At 36.9% G+C, this 17,563-nt stretch carries 17 protein-coding genes and 1 pseudogene; 7 read left to right on the forward strand and 11 right to left on the reverse strand.

Translation table 11 applies throughout. The features are described from left to right. Window positions 1–6 precede the first annotated feature (6 nt). The 11 genes from ACIQZ6_RS04165 to ACIQZ6_RS04215 all read right to left on the reverse strand — a co-directional run bounded on the left by ACIQZ6_RS04165 (window position 7) and on the right by ACIQZ6_RS04215 (window position 10,754). Entirely contained in the window at window positions 7–780 is a 774-nt protein-coding gene (locus tag ACIQZ6_RS04165; RefSeq protein ID WP_395808492.1) for a polysaccharide deacetylase family protein, read from the reverse strand. After that, complete coding sequence (locus tag ACIQZ6_RS04170; RefSeq protein WP_395808494.1) at window positions 777–1,721, reverse strand: glycosyltransferase family 2 protein; 945 nt, start codon at window positions 1,719–1,721, stop codon at window positions 777–779. The genes ACIQZ6_RS04165 and ACIQZ6_RS04170 overlap by 4 nt, the downstream gene beginning before the upstream one ends. Window positions 1,722–1,959: 238 nt before the next feature. Next, window positions 1,960–2,676 (reverse strand): hypothetical protein, encoded by a 717-nt coding sequence (locus ACIQZ6_RS04175; RefSeq protein ID WP_395808496.1) that lies wholly within the window; start codon window positions 2,674–2,676, stop codon window positions 1,960–1,962. Window positions 2,677–2,798: 122 nt separating this feature from the next. After that, complete coding sequence (locus ACIQZ6_RS04180; RefSeq protein ID WP_395808498.1) at window positions 2,799–3,323, reverse strand: peroxiredoxin family protein; 525 nt, start codon at window positions 3,321–3,323, stop codon at window positions 2,799–2,801. A gap of 47 nt (window positions 3,324–3,370) precedes the next feature. After that, window positions 3,371–4,276 carry a prohibitin family protein gene (locus tag ACIQZ6_RS04185; RefSeq protein ID WP_395808500.1) on the reverse strand — a complete coding sequence of 302 codons (906 nt, stop codon included), beginning with the start codon at window positions 4,274–4,276 and terminating at the stop codon, window positions 3,371–3,373. A 115-nt stretch (window positions 4,277–4,391) separates the two neighbouring features. Further along, window positions 4,392–4,586, reverse strand: coding sequence for a hypothetical protein (locus ACIQZ6_RS04190; protein ID WP_395808502.1), 195 nt, complete (start codon window positions 4,584–4,586; stop codon window positions 4,392–4,394). A gap of 229 nt (window positions 4,587–4,815) precedes the next feature. After that, entirely contained in the window at window positions 4,816–5,289 is a 474-nt protein-coding gene (locus tag ACIQZ6_RS04195; protein ID WP_395808503.1) for a nuclear transport factor 2 family protein, read from the reverse strand. 202 nt (window positions 5,290–5,491) lie between these two features. After that, window positions 5,492–6,784 carry an amidohydrolase family protein gene (locus ACIQZ6_RS04200; RefSeq protein WP_395808505.1) on the reverse strand — a complete coding sequence of 431 codons (1,293 nt, stop codon included), beginning with the start codon at window positions 6,782–6,784 and terminating at the stop codon, window positions 5,492–5,494. Window positions 6,785–6,948: 164 nt separating this feature from the next. Then, entirely contained in the window at window positions 6,949–8,037 is a 1,089-nt protein-coding gene (locus tag ACIQZ6_RS04205) for a glycosyltransferase family 87 protein (protein ID WP_395808507.1), read from the reverse strand. Window positions 8,038–8,129: 92 nt separating this feature from the next. Beyond that, complete coding sequence (locus ACIQZ6_RS04210; RefSeq protein ID WP_395808509.1) at window positions 8,130–8,891, reverse strand: class I SAM-dependent methyltransferase; 762 nt, start codon at window positions 8,889–8,891, stop codon at window positions 8,130–8,132. 462 nt (window positions 8,892–9,353) lie between these two features. Beyond that, the gene (locus ACIQZ6_RS04215; RefSeq protein ID WP_395808511.1) at window positions 9,354–10,754 is read right to left on the reverse strand and encodes an APC family permease; all 1,401 of its coding nucleotides are present in this window, start codon (window positions 10,752–10,754) and stop codon (window positions 9,354–9,356) included. Window positions 10,755–11,335: 581 nt separating this feature from the next. Between ACIQZ6_RS04215 and ACIQZ6_RS04220 the strand changes: the two genes are divergently transcribed. The 7 genes and pseudogenes from ACIQZ6_RS04220 to ACIQZ6_RS04250 all read left to right on the forward strand — a co-directional run. Then, window positions 11,336–12,061 (forward strand): GNAT family N-acetyltransferase, encoded by a 726-nt coding sequence (locus tag ACIQZ6_RS04220; protein ID WP_395808513.1) that lies wholly within the window; start codon window positions 11,336–11,338, stop codon window positions 12,059–12,061. A gap of 3 nt (window positions 12,062–12,064) precedes the next feature. Then, complete coding sequence (locus ACIQZ6_RS04225; protein ID WP_395808523.1) at window positions 12,065–13,255, forward strand: argininosuccinate synthase; 1,191 nt, start codon at window positions 12,065–12,067, stop codon at window positions 13,253–13,255. 3 nt (window positions 13,256–13,258) lie between these two features. Continuing rightward, the gene (gene argC / locus ACIQZ6_RS04230) at window positions 13,259–14,242 is read left to right on the forward strand and encodes an N-acetyl-gamma-glutamyl-phosphate reductase (RefSeq protein ID WP_395808515.1); all 984 of its coding nucleotides are present in this window, start codon (window positions 13,259–13,261) and stop codon (window positions 14,240–14,242) included. Between the two features lie 199 nt (window positions 14,243–14,441). After that, complete coding sequence (locus ACIQZ6_RS04235) at window positions 14,442–14,795, forward strand: four helix bundle protein (protein WP_395808517.1); 354 nt, start codon at window positions 14,442–14,444, stop codon at window positions 14,793–14,795. Window positions 14,796–14,843: 48 nt separating this feature from the next. Next, window positions 14,844–15,998, forward strand: a complete 1,155-nt coding sequence (locus tag ACIQZ6_RS04240) for an aspartate aminotransferase family protein (RefSeq protein WP_395808519.1) — start codon at window positions 14,844–14,846, stop codon at window positions 15,996–15,998. Window positions 15,999–16,113: 115 nt separating this feature from the next. Further along, on the forward strand, window positions 16,114–17,076 hold the full coding sequence (locus ACIQZ6_RS04245; RefSeq protein ID WP_395808521.1) for an acetylornithine carbamoyltransferase: 963 nt from the start codon (window positions 16,114–16,116) through the stop codon (window positions 17,074–17,076). After that, window positions 17,073–17,563, forward strand: a pseudogene (locus ACIQZ6_RS04250) (acetylglutamate kinase); the annotation flags it as partial. The gene ACIQZ6_RS04245 and the pseudogene ACIQZ6_RS04250, both read left to right, overlap by 4 nt.

A 17,563-nucleotide genomic window follows, 5' to 3' on the forward strand; every position in this document is an offset into this window, starting at 1 on the left:
TGCCCCTTATGAATTTTGAATAAACTCTGAAATTGTGCTGAATGAATAATTCTTCAATTTTAAGGCTCCAATAAACTGATCCATCCGTTCAATCATTTTCCTGCCCGAATTTCGGCTTACATATCCCGGGAAACCAAATCTTTCCTGATCGCCCAGTTCTGTAAACTCCCATGGGTGGAAATAAATGTTAAGATATCCATCCTTTTTATGTGTTCTTTCAGCCACCCACTGATATATTTTTATTGGGAGATTGTGAAAGGATAGCCAAAACAAAGGGAAACGTAGTATCGGACTAACAGATGCTGGAATTTGCCATATACCAGCTTCTTTGAATTTGGTTCGTGGCCGGTTTAAATTATTATAACGTCCGGGTAGCCAGGTTGGATTAATAGATGAATTATAGAGGTAGCCGGCTTTTTTGACCTCATTTTCATCAACTGGCTTCATTCTCGGCATTCTAAATCCGGTTATTTTTTGAGATGAAATCTCTTGCAGTTCATTTCTGGATGATGCAAGATGTTCAGGCTCAAATGCTGAATGAAAATATCCGTGCGATGCGAGTTCATGACCGCTTTTGATTATTCGCTTGATTATATCAGGCGCATTTTGTGCAAATACTACCGTACTGAAAAAGGTAGCTTTTACCCGATGCTTATCGAGAATATCAAGAATATGATTGGTACCACTGATAGATATATCTATCTGATCTTGAAAATTTATTTCTTTTCCATATTCAAGAGGCATATCAAACTCCTCTATATCAAAGCTAAGAAGAATCAATACTGCTGTTCTTTAATATTAGTGGAACGAATAATATAATTAGGTCTATTCTTTACTTGCATGAACATTTTGCCGATATAGATTCCAATGATCCCCAAAATAGTAAGTTGTAATCCACCAAAGAATACGATAGTCATAATGATAGATGCCCAGCCAGATACCTCCTTGCCGGTATGGAAAGCATGTAACACATATGGGAGATATAAAATAGATAAGACAGAGAATGTAAAGCCAAGATAGATAGCTGCATATAAAGGTTTGACAGAAAATGATGTTACTCCCTGCAGTGCAAATTTGATCATTTTCTGGACACTGTATTTGCTTTTTCCACTATGCCTGGCGTTAGGCTTGAACACAATTGAAGTTTGTTTAAACCCTATCCATTTAAATAAACCTCTCAAAAATGGCTCATTTTCGTGAAAATTTCGGATCACCGATAAAACCTTGCTGTCAAGTAATCTGAAATCTGCCGATCCGGTTTCTAGTTCAACATTTGAAAGGCTGTTTAATGTTTTATAGAAAAGCCTCGAAGATAGTTGTTTACCTAGCGGTAGTTTTTTATCTTCTAAACGAATTGTGTACACTACTTCATATCCTTCTTCCCATTTTGCTAATAATTCAGGAATGAGCCCTGGAGGGTGCTGAAGGTCGCAATCCATACTGATGACACAATTCCCTTTTGCATAATCTAAGCCAGCTTTTAAGGCTAGCTGATGACCAAAATTTCGTGAAAACTCAATAAAAAATAGGTTATTATGAATGGAAATGAGCGTTTCAATGGTTTTCATTGTATTATCTGTGCAGCCATCGGCTACAAGGATAACTTCATAAGAGTAATTTAGTTTGCTGAAAACTTCGGCAAGTTCTGAACATATTTTGACTATGTTTTCTGACTCATTAAATGCAGGTATAACTACGGAGACTAACTTATTTGGTACCATAGTTTTTGTAATGCTTAACGTCTAATAGTAACATGTAATAAATTTGTGAGCTGGCTCGCAATAAGGCAAAGGTTTAATTGTAATTAAAATATTACATCTCTAAAATAGAAATATTTTAATAATTCAGATAAAAAAATGAATAAAATTTGATTGAATTCAGAAAAAAGATTTTCTTGTTTTTTAGTTGCTTATGCTAAAATTCAAGTATATCAAACATGCTATAGAGCATATTACATCATCAAGCTATTCCGTCTAGCATGTGTACCAAAATGGGCTCACATTTTTCTTTGCAGCAGGGATAATAGTGGCCATGCTTCCATTGTTCTGATTTTGGAGACTGGCCCCACCAGAATTCTGCGATAGCGATTGGTTTCATTTTATGTTGAAACGCATATTGAAGTAGTTTAGGTCCGGCACATTCTCCGGCCCCTGCAGGTGGGTTTTTATAAGAAGCTTGTGCAAAAAGCTCGTTCAAGCTCTTTTCTTCACCATGTTGATTCAAAAAATGATAATTATTGAATAATTCTTGCTGCAAGTTATTGGAGAGTTTTCTTCTTCTGATTTTCAGAATACTAATTCGATCCAGATAGCCCTGCAGCTTGTATTCATTTTCTTCAGAAATTACCTGATTCATTTGGTTGAGTTCAGCCATTCCTCGATTTAAAAAGTTGTTTTCTGTTAGGCTGTCAAAAACCGGAGGAACAAATTTAGCATGATGATTAGCACCTCCAAGTTTTCCTGAAAAAGCAGCAAGATAACCTGTTTCATTTCGATGATTTTTAACTACCAGAACTCCAAACATCTTGCCAATTACAGTTCCTTTTTGTGATGCGTTTAAACCAAAATTATGAATCCAGTCTTTTTGATTGATCAGATAATCTTGCACTTGTTCTGCTGCAATCTTGCATAGAGGATGAGGTTTATCACCATCCAGAAAGGTAAATTGTTTAGACAAACACTGGGCGCTGTCTAGATCATTTAACGAAGTAAAAAGTGGGTCTGAAGTTTCTATGTTTGAATAGATTATGTGCTTTAATAGGTATTTTTTTAGCTTAGTTTTTTTAAGCAGATATCCATTTATTTTTTACTCAGTTCCTGAATTTTTAAAGCCAATTGATCGAAAGATAAACGATCCGAGTTATTTTTCCCAACATAACGATATACTTCTTTACCCTTCCTGTCAAATAAAATTGTAGCAGGATAATGTACAATCTGATTATGAAATTTATAACCATCAGGTATTCCCAGTTGATTGGCTAGTTGCGCATCGGGATCGCGATAGATTGGAAAATTTTTTAGATCCTCGGCTGCTAATTTTCCAGACCATGCTCTGATTTCAAGTTCAGTATCGGGTTTAATAAATATTTGCACTACATTTTTAAGTGTTTTTGCTTTACTAAAATATTCCTGAGTATGGCGTATACAATAAGGGCATTCTGTTTTAAGCAGGAAATGAAGGGCAACAAATTTGCCTTTTTCTTTGCTTAGCACAAACTCACGATTATCTGTTGCTGACCCTAGTTTTATGATTGTTTGGGCATTAACAAGTACAGTTAGAGATATTAATAACAATAGCGTTAATAGGCTGATCTTGATTTTCATAATCTTTTTCAATCTTTTTCCAATGGCTTGATTAATAGCTCATTCAATTAATTGCCGCCCAAAATGATTGGTGAATTCTTGCTGTTTCCCATAATGATTACTTTCGTGTTTGGTGAAAGTGCAATCTCCTTCTGGGCTTTGATCGTTTCATATTGAAGTTGTTTATCACTTAATCCTGTAGACAAAATTCTTTGATAATCTGCTATACCTTGAGCTTCAACACGTTTTCGTTCGGCTTCCTGTCTTTCTTTTTGAAGTACAAAGGTCATTTTCTGGGCATCTTGCTCAGCATTGATCTTTGATTCAATGGTGGTTTTAACGGATGCCGGTAAAGTTATGTTTCTAACTAACAGCTGCTCTAATTCAAGTCCGCGTTTTATAAAACTTTTATTGATTGTATTGAATATTTTATTTTGAAATTCATCCCGCTTGCTCGAATAAAGAGCCACAGCATCGTATGAAACTGCATTATCTCTTATGGCAGTACGTGCTATGGGCCGAACAATCTTATCTAGATAGTCTGTGCCGATGGTACGAAGAATTTCAGGTGCAGCAGAAGGCTTTACCTTAAAAAGTACAGAAAGGTCAATGACCACTTCCAAACCATCTGCTGAAAGTACCCTAATGGCATCGTCGCCAGCTTTAGATCCTTCATCGTTTATTCCAGACATGGTATAATTTTGAGTTTTTACATCAAAGGTAGTTACCTTTATCATTGGGTTTACAATATTTAAACCACTGTATAAAACATCATTATTAACTTTTCCGAAAAGCGTTTTAACACCAACTTCTCCTGATTCAACTACTTTGAACATGGAAAATGATGCACCGATTAGTACTAATATGATTGCGCCAATACGTGTAATAGTACTAAATCGTGCTGCTGGTCCATCCTGTGAGGCCATAAAAAAGCTGGCGACAAGGGCAAATATTCCAATGATAATTAAAAACATAATGAGTTATTTAGGTTAAATGATTTTAGATTAAGCACTATTAATTTAAGAAAACGGTATCAGTTTAAATCTTATTAAAACGAAAAGACAAATTTAGAGGTACAGCAAAATTCATTCATGCGAATGACTCTGTACCATTGAAAAGCATTTTGTATTTTCTAAACATTCTCTTCCTTGCAAAAAGCAAATAGATAAGTCCTGCAATCCAGCCCAATCCTATAAAACTTATGGTCCACATGATTTTTTCTATCAAATTTACCCTGTTTGAAGTATAAATTTCATTTAATGCCATAATTATGTAGATCACCATAAATGGCAGATTTATAACATTAAAAAGGTTCTGGCCTGGTAAATTCAAATATTTACATAAGTATTGAGCAAATACCAATGTCAGACTAATAAAGAATACCGGTTTAAGTAGGTTTAGACTTTTCAATTAATTTTAGCCGATAGATAGTGTAAGTATGAAATTTGATTCAATGTAAATATATAGATGAAAAATTGATATTTCTCAATTAATTATGGTGTCATAATTTCTATTAATGGTCATAACTCACCACTCTAGAGATCTTCCAATTACCATCTTTTTTATTCCAAATCATTAGAAATTTAAAGGTTCCGACTTCTTCTTTTCCATTTTCAAAATGACGAAACTGATGTGATCCGATCTGTATAGCTCCATAATCTTTTATTGGGTGTACTTCAAGGCTTCCTTTTACCAATACTCTGCTGAGTTTATTCTCATTCTTAAAGGTATTTTCAAAATTTTCAAAAACGGTTTTATAGGGTATGAGCCCGCCATTGTCTTGGAACCATTCCAGATCTTCTGTGAACATGGCCTTAAACGTAGTCATATCCTGCCTGTTGAAGGCCTCAAATAGGATGCGGTCGGCTCGTTCAATTTCTTTGAATAACTCTGAAGATGTATGGGCAACCTTCTTTTCTTGTGCTGATACAGATATCGTCAATAACAATGATATTAGAAAAGCATTTAAAAGAGCTTTTATTTTCATGAGTATTATTTCTTTTAGGACGGATAAATGAATGCTTGTACTTGTTACATTGCCAAACTTTTAGTATAATTTTTGGCAACTAGACTAAACCTCAAGATGCAGATTAAACCGATGTAAAATGGAGCCCAAGGTAAAACTACATTAAAATTTAATAGTCAAATTTGTGGTGAGTGAATAGTTTTTACTATACCAACGAATAAATTTATTTGACAAATACCCCGTTAATCATCACTTTCTCAATATTCCTCATCGCTTTAATATCCTCCAGTGGATTACCTCTAACCAGTATCAAATCTGCGAGCTTTCCTTTCTCGATGCTGCCTAATTCCTTTTCAATCCTGAAAAAGCGGGCATTTACCATTGTGGCGGCATGAATAACCGCTGAGTTTGACATTCCACTTTCCACGAAAAGTTCCATTTCTCGCTGATATGCCCAGCCTTTTTCGGCATATGGAACCATGCCATGTGAACCAACGACAATGTTTACGCCAGCTTTTTGAAGTTTTGATGTAAGTTTCATCATTTGATCGAATCCTTTAAGCTGAATACTGTCAATAGCTCCCTTTCCAGGTTGATATTCAAAAATTGCTAGGGTCGGACTAACAAATGTGCCTTTTTTGACTAGATATCGGGCTAGACTATCGGCTGCTGCAGAGTTTAGATTAAGTGCAGCCCAGGCTTCATAACGTCCTTGTTTCCGATAATTATTATCGGCCAGCATGCTTTGACGATATTTTTCGGCTTTGCGTTTTGGAGTGAGAGATAATCCGAATGATGTAATGTGTTCAATCCCATCGAGACCGGCTTCAATGGCATGTTTTGCTTCAGTAATTTCCAGATGCCCGGTAACCGGAATTCCACGCTTATGTGCGGCATCGGTGATTGCTTTGATCAGTCCTGGCGGGGTTCTGAAATATATTTTGATGACAGTTGAACCCTGGTCTACAACTTCGTTTACTTGTCTGATTGCTTCTGCTTCATCGCGAACCACATAGGCATCATTGGGATATGCAGGAGGTGAACCATCCAAATGCGGGCCACTTAAAAAGAGTCGTGGCTTATGTTTACTTGATTTTCGTACCTGATCATACATTTCAATCCATAGTCCTGGATCACGAATTGAAGTAATCCCATTTTGCAGAAAAGTTGAGGGAAGATCTTCAGCTCCGTCGATATGGAAATGGGAATCAATAAGCCCCGGTAATAACGACATCCCCTTGCCCTGAATAATTTCAGTACCCTGAGGTATCTGAATACTTTTTGATGAACCAGCTGCGATAATTTTATTCCCTTTAACGAGTACTGAACCATTTGAAATTGCTTGTCCACCATTTCCGTCAATCAGAAGAACATCCACTATGGCTATAGTTCTGGTACCCTGGGGCAGTTCAGCTTCATTAAGTGATTTGATAGGCTTTTGTATAGTTTTTTGTGCAAAAAGTGCACTTGCCAGAAATATAAATACAAAAAGCAGGGTGAGACGGCGATTCATCATGATCAATTTTGAGTTTTATTTTTCGGAAAAATAGAGATAATAAAAGGCATATTTATGTTTTTGCAATCTGCTTCCTTGATCGGAATGTAATGACCTTAGCTTTTTTAATCCGGCCATTTGCTTTTAAGCTAAATTATTGACCAGCAAATTATAAAACTAATTTTTCATTTGACCTGGGCATTCTTTCTAAAATCTCTAGTCAATAACTGATAACTGATTACGAACCAGATTAGCACGCATGGAAGCGCTTTTAGTGAATACGGTTTAATAAATTCATTCCGAATAAATTTGGGAAATAAATCAGAGGGCGAGAAACTGGTTAAGGCCATGGCAAAAACAAAAAGAACTACTTGCCAGGCTTTCAAAGGTCTTTCTTGAGTTACAAACCAAATGGCTACACCTGTGAAAGCAATAATGTAAGTTGGAGATTCAGAGCTTGTACTAAAAATAACAGTAAATATTAAGGTACTTGATAAGAGCAATAACCTAAATGCCGGCTCTTTGTATTGTTTGATGCGTAAATAAGGAATTGAAAATAAGAAAAGACCCGCTCCCAAAAATGGCCAGTTTGGAATATAAGGGTTTCCGGATATTCTTCGCACCATGCCCATCAAACAAAGATCCTGGTCGGTAATTAGTGTACTATTCATTTTATTTTTTTCTGTAATGGCCTCAAACCAATCTTTATAGGTTTGAAGTATATATGCAGGTGATGAAAATAGCATGGGAATAGAAAATGCAAGTGCGCTCCAAAAAATGAGACCAGATACAAGCATTAATTTATTTTTCGAGAATAGAAAGAAAGCTAATCCAACTATCCCATATAGCTTGATGAATGTGCCTAAGACAATCATTAAGGCTGCCCAAAAATCCTTTTTTTGATCGATGAAGGTATAGGTTAGCAAAATAATTGCTGTCATGGATGGATTAAACTGCGAGCTGAGAATGGAGGTTAGGTTTTCATGCGCCGCAATTAGTAAAATTGCCAAGGTTGCGCCAGATGATAAGGGCAATTTCCTAATTGCAAATAAGAGGATGAATGAGTTAAAGAACGTCCAAAGGGTATGACCGAGCCAGTTTGGAAGTATCGCAAAAGGAGCAATCAGAACACTAAAAATTGGACCGTATAAATTATAATGCTGAAAATTTTCAGGCTGTGGTAAAAATAAATTCTTTTGATCTAGCAGGCTGAAAAAAGTGAATTTAAAAATAAGGAAGTTGTTGTAGTTACCATTCTTTAAAATTTTTATCAATGCTATCGCGCTGATTAGGTACCATAATGAAAAAATATAAACCTTCTTTTTAAAAATTGTTTCAGTAAAAAAAGTATTGACAGACTTCAGCATTATGAATTATTTTTTGATAGCGAAATAAAGATGGATACGCCAAATGGAAGATTAAATAATTTGAGCATGCTTAATTCCCAACTAAATATGCGGTATAATATGCGGCTGATTAAACCATCGTATGTATGGAGGGTGGCGTCTGAGCCTGCTCCCTTTCTGATTATCTTATCAGGTATCATTTTACTCAACAATCTAAAAATAGTGATGGGTATAAATAATATCGTATTAAAGAAAGTGGTTCTTACGGTAAGTAAATCTGATTTTTTAACTAAATCTTTTAAACTTTTGAGAGTATATCGTCTAAAGTGATGGTTCACTACATCATGGTGGCTCCATAAAAACATATATGCGGGTACAGTTAGTACAATTTGGCCATCTTTTTTACAAACCCTTTTCATTTCATGAACACCTGATAAATCATCTTCAACATGTTCAATCACATCAAACGCACAAACAAGGTCAAACTCTTCATCTTTGAATGGTAGCTCAAGGATAGAACCATGGATGATAGTCATATTAAACTGTTGATTGGCATAATTGCAGCAATCCTGATCATACTCTAGCGAAGTGACTGTCCCAAACTTGGAGAGTAATTCACTGGTTTTGCCAGTAGCTGCACCAATGTTTAAAATAGTTAAGGGTTTATTTTCCTTATTCTGGATACTTGCTGAAATCAGTCTGCTTATGATCTTTCCTCTTACTTTGAACCACCAGTGTTGACGTTCTAATGTTGCATATTCTTTGTAATAATTAATGTCCATGCTGGTATTCTTTCTGGCTGGCAGTCAACAATTTAATGATGTTCAAAATAAAGGCTACTCAAAAATTCTTTCATTTATCAAAAAGATAAAAGGTTTATTGCAACGTAAATATTACAATAATATGCTTAAATCAAAAATCTAAAACAAATTATGTTTCACTTATTTACATCATGCGTGGCATATTTTTAGATTTTTCAGCTCAATTCCAACAGTATCAATCGTACTATTTAGAATACATCAGCTAGGTTGACAGTATGCTTTTTGGGGTATTTAGAGGCACTCTCTTGTTAATTATTCGACTATACAGATTTAAAGTAAATTCGTGTCAAGAGCCTAATTTTAAGAAAGTATTGCTTGGTTTACGCTCTTACCATGAGGATACATGTTGGGCTTAATTTACACTGGTATAAATTAAGACTAAGGGTTTATTTACCTATTGATTGATTTTTGGTACACCAATTATTAAGCCTTTTTCTTCTTTTTGAAGTAATAATAAAAGGGTACTCCGCTTAGAACAAGTATGATTCCAACCAAAGACTGCTGGGGCTGAACCCAAATAGTATTAAATGTTAAGGCAATCGAGAAAAGGAGTAATACCATTGGCACCACTGGATATCCAATAACTTTAACCTGAATCTTTCCCATTCTTTTCAACCTTAAAACTGCAAAAGCTAAAAATCCATAAAGTACGAAATTCAGAAAAATAACCATATTGGTGAGCATGTCAAATGATCCTGAAATAAGCATAATACAGCCAATTACCATCATATACCTTAATGAAACATGGGGAGTTCTGAATCTAGAATGTACTTTTTGTAAATGGCTAAACAGATATCCTTGCTGCGCCATGCGGTAGAACTTGCGTGGAGAAGTAACGATAGTACTGTTTAGGGCTCCAAATACACAGATAACCAGCAATACAATAAGCAAGATTTTGCCAAAATTACCCAATAAGGTTTCAGCTACAATGAATGCACCAATTTCATTTGAATGAATAGCCCTGATCTGCTCCAGACTAAGCACATTAAAATAGCTGTAATTAAGTAGCGTATAGATAAGTGCTACTATCGATAAGCCAATTGTTAGCGCTAATGGAAGGTTCTTTTTTGGATTAACTATCTCTCCTGAGATGTTTGTGGCAGTTTCCCAACCATTATAAGCCCAAAAAGCACTTAACATAGCTGCAAAAAAGGCGCTAAAGAATAACATTCCTTGCGGCACTTTCATTGAACTTGTTAACGTGCTGCTGATTTCTGCCACCTGGCCTGAATAGGTTAATCCCACAATAATAAGAACCGATATTCCTAAAATTTTTGCCGAGGTTATAATAGAGTTGAATACCCCGCTTTCGCGTGAACCTAACGTGTTAATCCCTGTTAGGATAACAATTGCTGAAATACCAACCAGTTTTACCCCTGAATTTGCAAATGGAAAAATGAAGCCACCAATAGAAAGATCTTTCCATTGATCTAATGGATTGTAAAGAGGAATGAATGAATTAATGATTTCGCCAAATAGGAAAGCCAAAGCTGCAGTGGCTGCCGGACTAATAATTATAAAATCGGCCCAGCCAGAAATAAAGGCCAGGAAATCTCCATAAGATAATCGGAAGTATTCATATAAGCCTCCAGACTCTTCGGTAAGTGAAGCTAAAGCACTAACTGTAAATGCTGCAAATAAACTAATTACTCCGGCCAGAAGCCAGGCCATCAAGATTGCAGTCTCACCCAGGCCGGTTTGAGACATTGGGACTATTTTTTTAAATACCCCACTCCCTATAACTATGCCCACTACCATTAATGTGCTCGCAAAAAGCCCTAATGTTCTTTTTAGTGATGCTTCTGGTTTTATTTGATCATTCATGGTATTGCATGGATATTTTTAGTGTTATGCCCTGCTTTTCAGGCTTTAGCAATTGCAAGATAATAAGGTATAAGCATATTTTTAATTAAATATTGGCCGGCTTAATGACATTATTTAATGTCTATTTTTGATCATGACTAGGGTTATAAAATCAAATGATACGATTTTAAACTGGCTAACTCGTTCAATTAGAGAGTATCATATTATTTATCAAACGATATAGCTGCATTAAAAAATTGTAATATTATCCCCTTAATATTGTAGATTTCAGTATTTTTTTTGTTTTTTTGTAAAAATTCAATAGCAATATACTATTAACAATGAATAGTTTACACTACCAGGCCAATACAGTATCAGTAACCCAAACGGGTTATATGAGGGGTATTGTTTGTAGTAATTTTAGGCCTGAGAAGTTAGTGTTGCGTTTCCGACGACCCTTTATGCCGCGGACTTGAATCCTGGCATTAACCCATAGGTAACCGGAACCTTCCAGCCGGCAAATCAATCAATCAGATTATTTACACAAGGAAAGAAAAACGTTTCTTTTTTCCGATTCAAAACCGGATTTTTTCTTTAAATCAATGAAAGAAAGCGAATTTGTTGTCATCCCGGCAACAGAACATCATATTAAGTACGCAGAGCAAATTTGTGATGAGATGGCAGAATCTGCCAAGGCTAGAGGCACGGGCATAGCTAAAAGAACTCCAGATTATATTACCCAAAAAATGTTGGAAGGTAAGGCGGTTATTGCCCTGCAGCAAGATGGTACATGGGCGGGCTTTTGCTACATCGAAACTTGGAGCCATGGTACTTTTGTTGCCAATTCAGGGTTGATTGTTAATCCGCAATTTCGCAACAAAGGGCTTGCCAAGATGATCAAAAGAACCGTATTTGAACTTTCTAGAGAGAAATACCCGGAGGCAAAGATTTTTGGTCTGACTACCGGATTAGCGGTTATGAAAATTAATTCGGAGCTTGGTTATGAGCCTGTTACCTATTCTGAACTCTCACAGGACGAAGATTTCTGGAAAGGCTGTCAGAGCTGTGTGAACTATGACATCTTGATGAGTAAGGACCGCAAAAACTGTATGTGCACAGCCATGCTTTGGGATCCGGAAGAAAAGGCCAAAGAGATTGAGCAGAAAATGAAAGAAGCTGAAGAGCAGAAAAATAAAACTGCTGAAGAACATTTGAACAAGGTGTCACGTAAACAAACGCTTTTGGAGCGTATAGAAGAGAAATTGCGCAACTCTTTAAAAATGGTTGTTGGTATAAGTGCATTATTCGTTAAACTTTTACAAAATTAAATGATGAAGAAGAAGGTGGTTTTAGCTTTCAGCGGAGGTTTGGATACTTCCTTTTGCTGTATTTACTTATCCAGAGATCGTGATATGGAAGTACATTCAGTGATTGTGAATACTGGTGGTTTTTCCGACCAAGAGCTAGAGCAGATCGAAAAGCGTGCTTATGCATTGGGTGTTACTTCGCATGCAGTAGTTGACGAAACGCAGAACTATTATGATAGCTGTATAAAATATCTGATCTATGGAAACGTGCTTAAGAATGCAACTTACCCACTTTCGGTGAGTGCTGAGCGTGTTAGTCAGGCTACTGCAATTGCTAAATATGTGAATATGATTGGCGCTGATTATGTGGCTCATGGTAGTACCGGAGCTGGAAATGATCAGGTTCGTTTTGACATGATTTTTAATATCATGATTCCCGGTGTGGAGATCATCACCCCAATTCGCGATCTTAAATTAAGTCGTGAAGCAGAGATCGAATATCTAAACAAGCATGGTATTGAATATACGGCCGAAAAAGCCAGATACTCGATCAATAAAGGCATCTGGGGAACATCCGTTGGTGGTAAAGAAACCCTTACTTCAAACCAAACTCTGCCAGAAGAAGCATGGCCTACACAGGTAACCGAAACTGTAGAGCGTGATCTTGAACTAAGCTTTGAAAAAGGTGAATTGGTAGGAATTGATGGTCAAACCTTATCGCCGGTAAAGGCCATTCAGAAATTACAAGAAATTGCTCAGCCATATGGTGTTGGGCGGGATATTCACGTAGGCGATACCATAATCGGTATCAAAGGTCGTGTTGGTTTTGAGGCTGCCGCGCCAATGATTATTATCAAAGCGCATCATACCTTAGAAAAACATACGCTAACTAAATGGCAGCTGAGCTGGAAAGATCAGCTGGCAGCTTTTTATGGTAACTGGTTGCATGAGGGTCAGTTTCATGATCCAATCATGCGTAATATTGAATCATTCCTTTCGGATACACAAGAAACCGTTTCAGGAAAAGTATTTGTTAAATTGAATCCTTACCGTTTCCAGATCATTGGCATTGAGTCTGTACATGACTTAATGTCGAATAAATTCGGAAGCTACGGCGAAATGAATAATTCATGGTCGGGAGAGGATGTGAAAGGGTTTTCAAAGATTTTTGGTAACCAGACCATGATCTGGCATCGGGTAAACGATAAGAAATAAGGAATGGAAGCTATCAGGATAGGAATTGTAGGTGGTGCTGGATATACCGGCGGAGAATTGCTCAGAATACTGATTAATCACCCGCGTGCAGAAATAGTTTTTGTGCATAGTAAAAGCAATGCAGGAAAGCTAGTTTCTGATGTACATACTGACCTATTTGGTGATACTGATACTAAGTTTTCAGATACCCTTTCTCAAGATATTGATGTATTGTTTCTCTGTGTTGGGCATGGCGATGCCAGGAAATTTCTTGATGCTAATTCAATAGCTGAACGGATAAAGATTATTGACCTTTCTCAGGATTTCAGGCTCAGTCAAAATTCAATTCATGGAAACCGGAATTTCGTTTATGGCTTGCCTGAATTAAACAAGGAAAAAATTAAAAATGCAGATAATATTGCCAATCCCGGTTGTTTTGCAAGCTGCGTACAGATAGGATTATTGCCATTGGCAGCATCCGGAAATTTAAATGCCGAAGTGCATATCAATGCTACTACGGGTTCAACAGGTGCTGGTCAAAGTCTAGGTGCCACCACCCATTTTAGTTGGAGAAACAATAATCTTTCCATCTACAAAGCATTTGAGCATCAGCATTTAAATGAGATTGGCGAGAGTTTAATACAGTTACAAAAAGACTTCAACAAGGAGCTTTCTTTTATTCCTCAACGGGGAAATTTTACTAGAGGTATCCTTGCTGCGATGTACTTGGAAAGCGATTTATCATTGGAAGAAGCCCAACAGATTTATACCAACTATTATGCTTCTCATCCTTTTACGCACATGAGCAGGAAAAATATTGATCTGAAGCAGGTGGTGAATACAAATAAGGCTTTGGTTTACCTTGAAAAGCATGGTAGCAAACTGTTTATTATCAGTATTGTAGATAATTTACTGAAGGGAGCCAGCGGCCATGCGGTGCAGAATATGAATTTGATGTTTGGTTTGGATGAGACGGAGGGTTTGAGGTTGAAGGGGGTGGGGTTTTAGGTTATAAGTTGTAAGTTATAGGTTATAGGTTTTAAGTAGTAGGTTTTTAATTTTTTTCTTTGACTGAATATTTGATATAAAATAAATTTAAAATGATTTTTCTAGGGTATTTGATAACAGGTTTTCGACGATGGGGTTAAATCTAGGACCGATAGCTAACTAAATTATATTGGCTTTATCAGATTTTTTAAGTTTATGAATGCAAAATTATAAAAACTTAAATGTGTGGGTTAAATCACATGAGATTACCCTTAAAATTTACGGCCTCACTAATGGTTTTCCGAAAGAAGAAATTTATTCTTTAACAAGTCAGATTAAAAGGTGTTCATCTTCAATCCCTGCAAATATAGCTGAAGGTTGTGGTAAGAATTCTAATAAAGACCTGGGAAGATTTTTGAATATTGCATTGGGTTCGGCTAACGAAACTGAATACTTTCTTCTTCTTTCAAAAGATCTAGGCTACTTAACACTCGAAGATCATCAACTTTTAGAGAAAACTATAAACGAGATCAAAGCAATGCTTATATCTTTAATACAGAAAGTTAGGTTGTAGGTTGGAAAAACCTATAACCTATAACCTACAACTTATAACTTAATAAAAATGAAACTATTCGACGTATACCCACTTAATCCCATAGAAATTGTAAAAGCTAGCGGCAGTACCGTCTGGGATGCCAATGGCGATGAATACTTGGATCTTTACGGAGGTCATGCGGTGATCTCTATCGGACATACGCATCCGCATTATGTAAACAGACTTACAGATCAGCTGAATAAGGTAGCTTTCTATTCAAATTCAGTAATTATTTCTTTGCAACAAGAGTTGGCTGAGAAACTGGGTAAATTGTCTGGCAAGTCTGATTTTCAGTTATTTTTATGTAATTCAGGTGCTGAGGCAAATGAGAATGCCCTTAAACTTGCTTCTTTTTATAATAACCGAAAGAAGATTATTGCTTTCAAGGGGGCATTTCACGGCCGAACTTCACTGGCGGTTGCGGCTACAGATAATCCGAAGATTATTGCAGCAGTTAACCAGACCGATAATGTTACTTTTCTTCCTCTTAATGATGAACAGGCCTTGGAAGATACATTCAAGGCATTTGGTAATGAAATCTCTTCGGTGATTATTGAAGGAATTCAGGGTGTTGGTGGGATCAGAGAAGCATCAAAAAGCTTTCTTCAAAAAATCAGAACACTATGTGATCAGTATAATGCAGTTTATATTGCAGATTCAGTGCAATGCGGTTATGGCCGTACGGGTAATTTTTATGCCCATGATTATGCAGGTGTTGAAGCTGATATCTACTCTATGGCAAAAGGAATGGGCAATGGTTTTCCGATAGGAGCAATTGCTATCTCTTCGAAGTTTAAGCCTTGGCATGGTGAACTGGGAACAACTTTTGGTGGAAATCATTTGGCATGTGCAGCTGCTCTTGCTGTGCTTGAAGTAATGGAAAAGGATAATCTGATGAAAAATGCTCAAGAAGTTGGCGGCTATTTAATTTCAGAGCTCAAGAAATTTGAAAAGATTATTGAAGTTCGTGGCAGGGGATTAATGATTGGTATTGATCTACCTGATGAGTATAGCCACGTTAAAAAAGATTTGCTTTTTAAACATCGTATCTTTACCGGCGAGGCAAAGCCAAATGTAATCAGGCTCTTGCCCGCCTTGAACATAACAAAAGCACATGCTGATCAATTCTTAGCGGCACTTAGTAAAGAGCTGAAAGATGATAGCAAAAATATAAAAGCTTAAAGCGCAATTATTATGAGATATTATACTTTGATTCAAGTATGGAAAAAAGCTCATCGAATGGTATTGGAATATGCGTGCTTTCTAGCTTTATGTTTTACAATTTTACCTTAAAAACATGAAATTATTTTCTTCTGTAAACGATATCTCTGACCTGAAAGGTTCTGTTGAACAGGCACTGATACAAAAGGCAGATCCTTTTGCAAATCAAAGTCTGGGTAAAAACAAAACTCTTGGTCTGGTTTTTTTGAATCCAAGTTTGCGTACCCGCTTAAGTACTCAAAAGGCAGCCTTGAATCTGGGAATGAATGTCATGGTGATGAATCTGGATAAAGAAGGCTGGGCATTAGAAACTGAAGACGGTGTTGTGATGAATGGTACAACCGTAGAACATATTCGCGAAGCAGCAGCAGTAATGGGTCAGTATTGTGATATATTGGGCTTCCGTTCTTTTCCTAAATTGCAGAATCGGGAGGAAGATTATAGTGAGGGATTGTTCAATAAGTTTGTAAAGTTTAGTGGTGTTCCTGTAATTTCTTTAGAGAGTGCAACCTTGCACCCTTTGCAGAGTTTTGCCGATTTAATCACCATCGAAGAAAATAAAAAAGTTGCCAGGCCTAAAGTGGTTTTAACCTGGGCACCCCATGTAAAATCATTGCCTCAGGCTGTTCCTAATTCTTTTTCGGAGTGGATGTGTAGAGCACAGGCCGAGGGAATGATTGATTTTGTGATCACTCATCCTCAAGGGCTTGAGCTTGCTGATAAATTTACTCCCGGGGCAGAAATTGAATACAATCAGGATACTGCGCTGCAGGGTGCTGACTTTGTTTATGCCAAGAACTGGTCATCTTACCATGATTATGGCAAAACCGTTCAGGGAGCAGAATCATGGATGATAACACATAAAAAACTGGAACAAACCAATGCGGCTAAGGTCATGCACTGTTTGCCCGTACGTCGTGATTTTGAGCTATCGGCCGAAGTGCTAGATGGACCGCATTCGCTTGTGATCAAAGAAGCAGCTAATCGGGTATGGTCGGCGCAAACGATACTTAAAAATATGCTTGAGGCACTGAAATGAAACCTTTACACGTCATAAAAATTGGGGGGAATGTTATTGATGATCCAGAAAATCTGATGAATTTTTTATCAGACTTTTCTGCATTAAAAGGCGATAAGATTCTGATACACGGTGGCGGTAAAATTGCCACCAAGCTTTCAACTGACCTGGGTGTCAAATCAAAATTGATCGAGGGGCGCAGGGTAACTGATGCAGAAACCCTCAAGATTGTAACGATGGTCTATTCTGGATTGATCAATAAAAATATTATTGCAGCTCTACAGAATGAACAATGTAACGCTATCGGGCTTACAGGTGCTGATGGAAATTTTATTCGAGCTAAAAAACGTCCTCGGGTTAAGGTTTATTCAGAAGAAAAAGGTGCCGAAATACTAGTTGATTATGGTTTTGTAGGTGATCTGGATGATACATCGGTTGATTCTGAGGCTCTTTCTAAACTATTAGAAGCAGGTTTTACCCCTGTTTTTTCTGCGATCACTCATGATGG

The sequence above is a fragment of the Daejeonella sp. genome (assembly GCF_044348475.1).
Taxonomy (GTDB): domain Bacteria; phylum Bacteroidota; class Bacteroidia; order Sphingobacteriales; family Sphingobacteriaceae; genus Daejeonella.

Coding starts and splice junctions, on each gene's coding strand:
- ACIQZ6_RS04170 (WP_395808494.1), bottom strand. CDS start 1,721: ATGGTACCAAATAAGTTAGTCTCCGTAGTTATACCTGCATTTAATGAG.
- ACIQZ6_RS04180 (WP_395808498.1), bottom strand. CDS start 3,323: ATGAAAATCAAGATCAGCCTATTAACGCTATTGTTATTAATATCTCTA.
- ACIQZ6_RS04185 (WP_395808500.1), bottom strand. CDS start 4,276: ATGTTTTTAATTATCATTGGAATATTTGCCCTTGTCGCCAGCTTTTTT.
- ACIQZ6_RS04190 (WP_395808502.1), bottom strand. CDS start 4,586: ATGGTGATCTACATAATTATGGCATTAAATGAAATTTATACTTCAAAC.
- ACIQZ6_RS04195 (WP_395808503.1), bottom strand. CDS start 5,289: ATGAAAATAAAAGCTCTTTTAAATGCTTTTCTAATATCATTGTTATTG.
- ACIQZ6_RS04200 (WP_395808505.1), bottom strand. CDS start 6,784: ATGATGAATCGCCGTCTCACCCTGCTTTTTGTATTTATATTTCTGGCA.
- ACIQZ6_RS04210 (WP_395808509.1), bottom strand. CDS start 8,891: ATGGACATTAATTATTACAAAGAATATGCAACATTAGAACGTCAACAC.
- ACIQZ6_RS04215 (WP_395808511.1), bottom strand. CDS start 10,754: ATGAATGATCAAATAAAACCAGAAGCATCACTAAAAAGAACATTAGGG.
- ACIQZ6_RS04220 (WP_395808513.1), top strand. CDS start 11,336: ATGAAAGAAAGCGAATTTGTTGTCATCCCGGCAACAGAACATCATATT.
- ACIQZ6_RS04225 (WP_395808523.1), top strand. CDS start 12,065: ATGAAGAAGAAGGTGGTTTTAGCTTTCAGCGGAGGTTTGGATACTTCC.
- argC (WP_395808515.1), top strand. CDS start 13,259: ATGGAAGCTATCAGGATAGGAATTGTAGGTGGTGCTGGATATACCGGC.
- ACIQZ6_RS04235 (WP_395808517.1), top strand. CDS start 14,442: ATGCAAAATTATAAAAACTTAAATGTGTGGGTTAAATCACATGAGATT.
- ACIQZ6_RS04240 (WP_395808519.1), top strand. CDS start 14,844: ATGAAACTATTCGACGTATACCCACTTAATCCCATAGAAATTGTAAAA.
- ACIQZ6_RS04245 (WP_395808521.1), top strand. CDS start 16,114: ATGAAATTATTTTCTTCTGTAAACGATATCTCTGACCTGAAAGGTTCT.